A 9,196-nucleotide genomic window follows, 5' to 3' on the forward strand; every position below is an offset into this window, starting at 1 on the left:
GGAAGGCACCGTGACCGCTACCCGCGTTCTCGTCCTCAACTCCGGCTCCTCGTCGGTGAAGTACCAGCTGCTGGACATGGCCGACGGCCGCCGGCCGGCGGCCGGGATCGTCGAGCGGATCGGCGAGCCGGGCGGGGTCGCGGACCACGCCGAGGCGCTGAAGACCGTCGCGGAGGAGCTCGCCGCCCGGGGTCTGGGCCTGGACTCCCCGGCACTGGCCGCGGTGGGCCACCGGGTCGTGCACGGCGGCACGCGCTTCACCGCGCCGACGCTGATAGACGACGAGGTGCTGGCCGCCGTCGAGGAACTGGTGCCGCTCGCCCCGCTCCACAATCCGGCGAACGTCACCGGCATCCGGGTCGCCCGCGAGCTGCGCCCGGACCTGCCGCAGGTCGCGGTCTTCGACACCGCCTTCCACTCCACCATGCCCGAGCACGCCTACCGTTACGCGATCGACCGGGAGACCGCCGACGCCCACCAGGTGCGCCGCTATGGCTTCCACGGCACCTCGCACGCGTACGTCTCCCGCGCCACGGCCCGGCTGCTCGGCAGGGACCCGGCCGAGGTCAACGTCATCGTCCTGCACCTGGGCAACGGCGCCTCCGCCTCGGCCGTGCGCGGCGGGGAGTGCGTGGAGACCTCCATGGGGCTCACCCCGCTGGAGGGCCTGGTGATGGGCACCCGTTCGGGGGACCTGGACCCGGCCGTGGTCTTCCACCTGGCCCGGGTGGGCGGGATGGAAGTGTCGGAGATCGACACCCTGCTCAACAAGCGCTCGGGCCTGCTGGGCCTGTGCGGCGACAACGACATGCGGGAGATCGCCCGCCGGATGGCCGAGGGCGACGCCGTCGCGCAGCTCGCCTTCGACGTCTACGCCCACAGGCTGCGCAAGTACGTGGGCGCCTACACCGCCGTGCTGGGCCGCGTCGACGCGATCGCCTTCACGGCGGGCGTCGGCGAGAACTCCGCGGCGGTCCGGGCGGCCGCGCTGGGCGGTCTGGAGGGCCTGGGCATCGAGCTGGACCCGGTGCGCAACGCGGTGCGCGGCAGCGCCGCCCGCGTGGTGTCCGCCGGGGGCAGCCGGGTGACGGTGGCGGTCGTCCCCACCGACGAGGAACTGGAGATCGCACGACAGACGTACTCGCTGGTGACCGGCCGGTGACTCGTTGAGGCCACCCGGAGGCTCTAGTCTGTGGCCGCCGTCCGCACCGTCCATGCCTCCCCCGCACGGGAAAATTCCGGAGCGGAACAAACCCGATAGGATCGTCCTCATGCGCCGAGCGAAAATCGTCTGCACCCTGGGTCCCGCCGTCGACTCCTACGACCAGCTGAAGACGCTGGCCGAGGCCGGGATGAACGTGGCCCGCTTCAACTTCAGCCACGGCAGCCACGCCGAGCACGAGGAGCGCTACCAGCGGGTGCGCAAGGTCTCCGTGGAGACCGGACGTGCCATCGGCGTGCTGGCCGACCTCCAGGGGCCCAAGATCCGCCTGGAGACCTTCGCGGACGGTCCCGTGGAGCTGGTCGCCGGTGACGAGTTCGTCATCACCACCGAGGACGTGCCCGGTGACAAGACCATCTGCGGCACCACCTACAAGGGCCTGCCCGCCGACGTCCGCGCCGGCGACCCCGTCCTGATCAACGACGGGAACGTCGCGCTGCGCGTGATCGAGGTCGAGGGCCCGCGGGTCCGCTGCCTGGTCGTCGAGGGCGGCGTCATCTCCGACCACAAGGGCATCAACCTGCCCGGCGCCGCGGTCAACGTGCCCGCCCTGTCCGAGAAGGACATCGAGGACCTGCGCTTCGCACTGCGCATGGGCGTCGACATGGTGGCGCTCTCCTTCGTCCGCGACGCCAAGGACGTCCGCGACGTCCACCGCGTCATGGACGAGGTCGGCCGTCGCGTGCCGGTCATCGCCAAGGTCGAGAAGCCGCAGGCGGTCGACAACATGGAGGACGTCGTCGCGGCCTTCGACGGCGTCATGGTGGCCCGCGGCGATCTGGCGGTGGAGTACCCGCTGGAGAAGGTCCCGATGGTGCAGAAGCGGCTGATCGAGCTCTGCCGCCGCAACGCCAAGCCGGTGATCGTCGCGACCCAGATGATGGAGTCGATGATCACCAACTCCCGTCCGACCCGCGCCGAGGCCTCCGACGTCGCCAACGCGATCCTGGACGGCACGGACGCGGTCATGCTGTCCGCCGAGTCCAGCGTCGGCAAGTACCCGATCGAGACCGTGAAGACCATGTCGCGGATCATCGAGGCGGCCGAGGTCGAGCTGCTCAAGCAGGGCCTGTGGCCGCTCAACGGCCGCAAGCCGCGCACGCAGGGCGGCGCCGTCGCCCGCGCCGCCGCCGAACTCGCGGACTACCTGGACGCCAAGACCCTGGTCGCCTTCACCAAGTCCGGCGACACGGCCCGCCGGCTGGCCCGCTACCGCGTGCCGCAGCCGGTGGTGGCGTACACGACCGACGAGTCGACCCGCAACATGCTGGCGCTCACCTGGGGCGTGCAGACCACCGTCGTCCCGCACGTGAACACCACCGACGAGATGGTCGAGATCGTCAACCAGGAGATGCTGAAGCTCAGCGACTACACCGCGGGCGACACCGTGATCATCACGGCCGGCTCCCCGCCCGGCGTCCCCGGCACCACCAACCTGGTGCGGGTCCACCACCTCGGCCACCGCGCGGTCTGACCGGCCGCCGGGCCGCCCGGAACACGGGAACGGCGGAGGGCACCTCCCCTTGTGGGGACGGTGCCCTCCGCCGTTTCCTGTTGCGCGGCCCCCGGAGGGGGTTTTGTGCGGCCCGGCTCAGTCCGCGGTGTTGTACACGTGCATGCCGGGGACCTTCAGCGTGCCGCCGAACTGGCCGGCCTGCTCGACCGTGACGTTGGTGAAGAACGCGGCCGGCACATTGACCGGGGGCGGGGTGTCCGGGGTGAACTCGATCGGGATGAGCCCGAAGAGGTTGCCCTTCAGCGACTCGGTGTACATCGTCACCGTGCCGTTGCGGATCGTGGAGGTGCTGCCCTTGCGGGCGTCCACGTGGCCGACAGTGCCGTTCGGCCCCACGACCTCCTGCTGCAGGTCCTTGATGTCCACGCCGGTGGCGGTGAACTTCAGGACCTTCTTGACCTTGCCGCTCCAGGTCTTGACCTCGACGATGCCCTTGTAGTCGAGCCCGGTCAGGGTCAGCAGGCTGCTGTGCAGGACCCACGGGTCGTCCGGCAGCAGCGACTGCGTCTCCTGGTAGGCGGCGTCCGCCAGGGCCTGCGCGTCGTGGGTCGGGCACGGGAACGGGGTCTTGCCGTCAGCCGAGGTGGCCGGGGTGCTCGGCGCGGGGCTGTCCGCGACCTTCCCGGTGGTCTGCGAGAGCTTCTCGGCGGCCTCCGACACGGTCTTCTTCAGCGCCTCGGTGGTGTCCTCGGTCTTCTCCTTCACCGTGCCCGTGGAGGCGCCCGGCTTGGGAGCGGCGGAGGTCGCGCCCGGGGCGGGCGTCGCGGTCGCCGAGGGCGTCGCGGCGGCGGAGTCCGTGCTCGCCTTGTTGAGCCCCAGCAGATCGCCCAGGGCGTCGCCGACGCCCAGCGGGTCCAGCAGGTTGCTCTGCTCGGTCACCGACGGCGAGGCGGACGGGGCGGGCGCCGTCGTCCCCGAGCCACCGGCGGAACCGGCCGAACCGCCGCCGCTCTCACCGCCCTTGCCGCCCTCGTCACCGGAACCGGCGGAACCCGAGGAGGAGTCGTGCGACGAGGGGCTCCCGGACGGAGCCTGGACCGGGGTCTTGGTGCCACCGCTCGACGGGGTGACGCTCGACGTCGCGGACTCCGACGGCTCGTCGGGCTGCTCGACGCACTTCGTGCCCGAGAACGGGTTCTTCGGCAGTTCGTCGGCAGAGGCCAGTCTCGGGGTCAGTCCCATGCCCATCAGGACCGCCGTCGGCATCGCGGCCAGGGCTATCGCCTTGCCCGCCGGCATCTGCAGTTTGGTCAGCAGCGACTTCCTCGGTGCCGCGTGCCGCGGCCCCGTTCTCTCACGGGTGCCGCTGCCGGCGGCGACCCCGGAAGCGGGCTGAACCTCATCACCCCGCACTGTGCCTCCCGTTCGCGTCTACGGTCTCTGCGCCGTCCACCGGGTGCTGCGCGGCGGCCTCCTCCTGGCCGGCGGCCGGGTCGGCGGGGGACTCGCCGTAGGCCGCCGCATAGGGGGAACCGGGCGGCGGCACATAGCCGGCGTCACCGTCGTCGCCCTTGCCGCTGCCGGGCAGTTCCGCCGGGTCCGCGCCGCCCTCGGCGGGCGGTGCGCCCGGGGCCCAGGCGACGGCGAGGGCACCGCCGATGAGGCCCAGCAGGAAGCCCATCAGGAAGCCGCCGAAGTTGGAGACCACCAGCGACACCAGCGACAGCAGGATGGACGCGACGCCCGAGAAGACGCGCACCGCCGACTGGAACCACATGGTCAGGCCGAGTACGACCAGCAGCACGCCGATGATCAGCGAACCGGACCCGGCCGTGGTGGCCATGGTCAGGCTCAGCGCGCCGAGTGAGAGATGGGCGTACGGGAAGTACGCGATGGGCAGTCCGGCCAGCAGTGTCAGCAGGCCCGCCCAGAACGGCCGCTGTCCGCGCCATACGCGGAAGCGGAACCGCCAATAGCCGAACCGGCCCCTCAGTCCGTGTGTCTCGGCGCTCATGGAAAACAGCTCCCTGGGACTGGCGTTTCTTGAGAAGAGTCGGGGGTGAGGAGGGTGAGGGGCATCCCGTGCCCCCCACCCCCTCTGGTCAGGCTAGAAGCACTCGTACTTCGCGCCGGAGCCCATCTTCACCGACATGCTCAGCCCGCTGAGCTTGAAGGTGCCCGCGCTGGTCGCCCACGCGGTCTGCTGCACACCGGTGAGGTGAGCCTTCCGGGCCTCCTGGGCGAAGGAACCGGGGTCGGTCTTGTCACCGGACTTGATGCCGGGGCCCTGCGAGGTGTCACCGGCGGCGACACCGATGTTGATGTCGGTGAACTCCGCGTCGGCGTCGAGCTGGTCGAGGTCGATGTAGAGGTTCTTCGCCTCGACCTTCTTGCCGCCGTTGCCGGCGCCGAGCTTCAGCGTGACGTCGCCGATCGGCGTCGGCACGACCACCGACTGGCACAGTCCGGTGATCGTGGCCGAGTCGAACGCGGAGACCGCGACCGGGATCGGCTTGCCACCGTGCTGGATGTCGATGGCTCCGTACTGGACGAAGCCGTCACCCTGCAGGTCCTGGGCCTGGACCTTGAACTGCTGGCCCGAAACGCTGAACGAAGCGGCGAGCGCGCCCTGGCCCAGGGCCACGCCTATCGCCGCGGTGGCCGCGACGCTGGGCACCATGACGACGGCGAACCGCTTCCATCTGGTACCGCCGCGGATGAGCGACTCCATGACTTTCCTCCTTCTCGGACGTACATCTCCGGCCGGAATCGCGGGGATTGCGGCGGGATGGGAGAAGTGCTACGTCCTCGGGAAGGAGAGCGCCGTATCGACGGCCGTCACGCGGGAAAGAGCGGACGACACTGTCCGAAAAATCGGCGATCACCCCCGAGCGACAACCACACGGCCACGCTCTCGCGCAACCTGCTGGACAGGCCCTGCCGGACGGCAGAGACCCCCCTGTCCGCGGTCCGCGTCCACTGCTGGCACAGTTTCGGCGTCCCGGCCCGGTGGGGACCCGCTCGGCGATCGGACGACTGGATGCCGACTTCTCGGCGACGGACCGGGCTTGGCCGATCGTGGTCCATTCGGCGCCGCTGCACAAGGGGCGTCGTTACTAGCGGGTAACGGTGCGATAACCCGGAAGGTATGGCCTAGACCATAATCGCTACGTTGCGTAGTTGCGGCGAGGGTGTGAAAAACACCCATCGGGTGATAGATCCGGACAGGATCCCGTCACTCTCTTACCGGAAGTAACAGCGGCCGCGCTTCATCAAGATTTGGTAAAGCGCGGCCGGTCTTGTTCCGGGCTCGAAATGGCTTTCGAGGCACGGCCACCTTACGTGATCAGGTCAGAACAGCACCCGCGCGAGGGCCGCGCGCGCCGCCGTCACCCGGGGGTCGTCGGCCCCGATCACCTCGAACAGCTCCAGCAATCGCAGCCGCGCGGTGTTGCGGTCATCGCCCGCGGTGCGCCGCACGGTGTCCACCAGCCGGCCGAAGGCGTCCTCGACATGGCCGCCGACCAGGTCCAGATCGGCCGCGGCGGCCTGCGCCGCCACGTCCGCCGGAGCGTCCGCCGCCGCCTTGCGCACGGCCTGCGCGTCGACGCCCTGCACCCGCTGCAGCAACTCGGCCTGCGCCAGGCCCAGCTTCGCCTCGGTGTTGCCCGGGTCGTCCGAGAGCACGTTGCGGTACGCCTGGATCGCGCCACCGAGGTCGCCCTGGTCCAGCGCGTCGTGCGCCGCCGACAGCGCGAGCTCCTGCGGGGTGGGCGGCCGCTCCTCGGCGACCGGCGCCTCCACGTCGCCCTCGACCGGCACGCCCGTGATGCCGAAGCGCTGCTCGGCCACGGCGACCAGTTGGTCCAGCACCTCGCGGATCTGGTCCTCGGGGGCGGCGCCCTGGAAGAGCGGCATGGCCTGGCCGGCCAGCACCGCGAACACGGCGGGAATGCCCTGCACGCCGAACTGCTGCACCAGCAGCTGGTTCGCATAGACGTCGATCCTCGCGACGACGATCCGGCCGGCGTAGGAGGCGGCGAGACGCTCCAACGCCTCCTGCAACTGCACACTCGCGTCCGCGCGGTCGGTCCAGAAGTGGACCACGACCGGGACCTCGGTGGAACGCTGCAGGACATCACTCTCGAAGGTGGCCTCGGTGACCTCGGTCACCAGGGCGGGGGCGACGGGCGCTCCCCCGTTGCGGGCGGCTTCCGCGCGGGCCTGTTCGGCCTTCGCCTTGGCCTCTCCGGCCGCCTTCACCGCGGCGAGGTCGACCACGCCGCTCATGGACATGTTCCGTGGCTGCATGAGACCAATCCTCCCCCCTCGTCGCGGTTCCCGGGGAATCGCCCCCCCGAAAGCGCCACCTGTGGCGCGGAACGATGACGCACCACCCGGCGCGAGGTCCCCATTTCGCGCGCGGTGACCGTCAGCATTTCGATACGATCCGTAGCGTAACTGTACCGCCGCGCCCTACGCAACGGGGATAGGGTTCCCAGCCATGTGCGCGCGTGAAACAGGCAGAAGGACCGGACGCCCCCGCAGCGCGGAGGCCGACCGGGCGATTCTGGACGCCGCGCGGCAGGCCCTGGTCGAGCTCGGCTGGGGCAAGCTCACGATGGGTGACGTCGCGGCCCGCGCGGGGGTCGCGAAGACCACCCTCTACCGGCGCTGGGCGAACAAGAACGAGCTCGTCGTGGACGCGGTCGCCGCGCTCTTCGACGAACTCGAACTGCCCGACCGCGGCAGCCTGCGGGCCGATGTGGAGGGCGTGGTCCTGCAGTTCGCGGCCCTGCTGGAACAGCCCGCCACCAAAACCGCGCTCATGGCGGTGGTCGCCGAGGCCACCCACGACGAGGCCCTGCGGCAGCGGATCCGGGAGGCCATCGTCGACCGGCAGAAGCGCCTGGTCATCGAGGGCCGCCGACGGGCCCAGGAGCGCGGCGAGATCCCGCCGGACGACGGCGACCCCGCGCCGCAGATCGACCTGATCTTCGACGTCATCGCGGGGGCGGTGGTGCACCGCGCGCTCGTCAGCTGCGAACCGGTGGACGCCGACTGGGCGGCTCGCTTCACCGCCGTCCTGCTGGGCGGGCTCGCGGCCGCCTCGACGATCTAGCCGTCACCGGGAGTTGGGCTTCTCTTTCCTCTTCGGAGCCTCAACACCCCTTGCCCGCATGGCATGTCATCGTCATGCTTACCGGCGGGTCATCTACTCGCATAGACAACCCGGCGGCCAGGCTTGGCCGTTGTCCGGCGTTCCATCGTTCCACCCTGTCAGTGCGTCCTTTGATCGCTCGCCCCCAGGAGGATCGATTCACGTGAGACACCCTCACCCCGGTCGGCGCGGCGTCGTCGCCACCGTCGCCGCCTCGCTGATCGCCCTGACGGCCGCCCAGAGCGCCACCGCGCTCCCCGCGACCGCCGCCCCGCGCGCCCACGCCCCGTCGTCCGCCGTCACCGTGGCGGAGGACCAGGCGGCGCGCGCCATCGCCGGCTCCCTCTCCGACGCCTCATGGCGTGCCCGTGTCCGCCAGGCGGCACTGGCCTCGGACGAGGTGGCCGTCACCGAGCTCGCGGGCCCGAAGCTGCGGCCCGCGCTCGCCGACGCCGACCGGCGGATCGCCGCCGCCAAGGGCCTCGGCGCGGACGTCGGCTCCCTGCTGCGGCTGCGGCTCGGGGACGACTCGATGCGCGGGGCACTGGCCTCCGGCGTCACCCCGTGGGTCGCCGCGGCCAGTACCGACGAGGACGTCCGCACCGTCACCGCCTACGACAGCCGGGGCCGGGCCCACCGCCTCGACGCCCGTACCGCTCCCAGCCACCCGGTGTACGTCGTCGACATCGACGGCTCCAAGGCACTGGCCGCGGGCCTGGACGTACTCCAGGGGGAGCTGGGCCGCCAGGGCCTGACCTCGTCCGCCCAGCGCTCCGCGGCGCCGTCCTCGGCCTCGGCGGCCGCGGCCGGCTTCTGGACCACGCGCATCACCCAGGTCCGGCTCTCCGACGACGAGGAACCGTGGATCAAGGGCGACGCCGAGATCTACACCCTCGTCACGGGCTTCGGCCAGGACGGCGTCGTGCGGGTCGACCCCGTGGACATGCCGTACCTGGACAACGACGGGACGACGTACAGCCCGAACCAGATCCTGGTCAACTGGTCGCTGTACAAGTACAACCTCGCCGACGCCGTGATGATGGAGGACGACGGCAGCACCAACTACCGCGACCTGGCCAAGGCCATCGCGGGGGTCCTGCTGACCATCGCCGACCAGGGCGCCTACATCCCGCTGGTGAACGCGGTCCTGGACGCCATCCCGGACGACTGGTGGACGGACGACCCGGACTACGTCGACTCCTGGTACACACTGGCGCAAAGTGACAACGGCACCCGCTACGGCGCCCGCGGCAACGGCTGGATGACCCTCCAGCCGTACTTCGTCGAGCAGTTCTGAGCCGGATGCCCGCCGCCTCCGGGATCCGGGGGCGGCGGGCACGGCAGCGGGGGGGGGGGG

8 protein-coding genes are annotated in these 9,196 nt (G+C 71.0%); 4 read left to right on the forward strand and 4 right to left on the reverse strand.

Annotated features, from left to right (window positions below; all coding sequences use genetic code 11):
* The first annotated feature begins 10 nt into the window (after positions 1 to 10).
* Complete coding sequence (locus tag AC3EUJ_RS10460; RefSeq protein ID WP_431960789.1) at positions 11 to 1,162, forward strand: acetate kinase; 1,152 nt, start codon at positions 11 to 13, stop codon at positions 1,160 to 1,162.
* Positions 1,163 to 1,271: 109 nt separating this feature from the next.
* Complete coding sequence (gene pyk, locus AC3EUJ_RS10465; protein ID WP_431960791.1) at positions 1,272 to 2,696, forward strand: pyruvate kinase; 1,425 nt, start codon at positions 1,272 to 1,274, stop codon at positions 2,694 to 2,696.
* Between the two features lie 117 nt (positions 2,697 to 2,813).
* On the opposite strand, the gene AC3EUJ_RS10470 is transcribed toward pyk, so the two are convergent.
* The 4 genes from AC3EUJ_RS10470 to AC3EUJ_RS10485 form a co-directional block, all read right to left on the reverse strand.
* Positions 2,814 to 4,091 carry a hydrogenase expression protein HypF gene (locus AC3EUJ_RS10470; protein ID WP_431960792.1) on the reverse strand — a complete coding sequence of 426 codons (1,278 nt, stop codon included), beginning with the start codon at positions 4,089 to 4,091 and terminating at the stop codon, positions 2,814 to 2,816.
* The gene (locus AC3EUJ_RS10475; protein ID WP_431960793.1) at positions 4,081 to 4,692 is read right to left on the reverse strand and encodes a DUF6114 domain-containing protein; all 612 of its coding nucleotides are present in this window, start codon (positions 4,690 to 4,692) and stop codon (positions 4,081 to 4,083) included. Before AC3EUJ_RS10475 ends, AC3EUJ_RS10470 begins: the two co-directional genes overlap by 11 nt.
* Positions 4,693 to 4,785: 93 nt before the next feature.
* Positions 4,786 to 5,409, reverse strand: a complete 624-nt coding sequence (locus AC3EUJ_RS10480) for a DUF6230 family protein (protein ID WP_431960794.1) — start codon at positions 5,407 to 5,409, stop codon at positions 4,786 to 4,788.
* A gap of 620 nt (positions 5,410 to 6,029) precedes the next feature.
* Positions 6,030 to 6,989 (reverse strand): tetratricopeptide repeat protein, encoded by a 960-nt coding sequence (locus AC3EUJ_RS10485; RefSeq protein ID WP_431960795.1) that lies wholly within the window; start codon positions 6,987 to 6,989, stop codon positions 6,030 to 6,032.
* Between the two features lie 193 nt (positions 6,990 to 7,182).
* Between AC3EUJ_RS10485 and AC3EUJ_RS10490 the strand changes: the two genes are divergently transcribed.
* Positions 7,183 to 7,800 carry a TetR/AcrR family transcriptional regulator gene (locus AC3EUJ_RS10490; RefSeq protein WP_431960796.1) on the forward strand — a complete coding sequence of 206 codons (618 nt, stop codon included), beginning with the start codon at positions 7,183 to 7,185 and terminating at the stop codon, positions 7,798 to 7,800.
* Between the two features lie 202 nt (positions 7,801 to 8,002).
* The gene (locus AC3EUJ_RS10495) at positions 8,003 to 9,136 is read left to right on the forward strand and encodes a DUF3103 family protein (protein ID WP_431960797.1); all 1,134 of its coding nucleotides are present in this window, start codon (positions 8,003 to 8,005) and stop codon (positions 9,134 to 9,136) included.
* Positions 9,137 to 9,196 lie beyond the last annotated feature (60 nt).

This window comes from Actinacidiphila sp. bgisy160, from assembly GCF_057707815.1.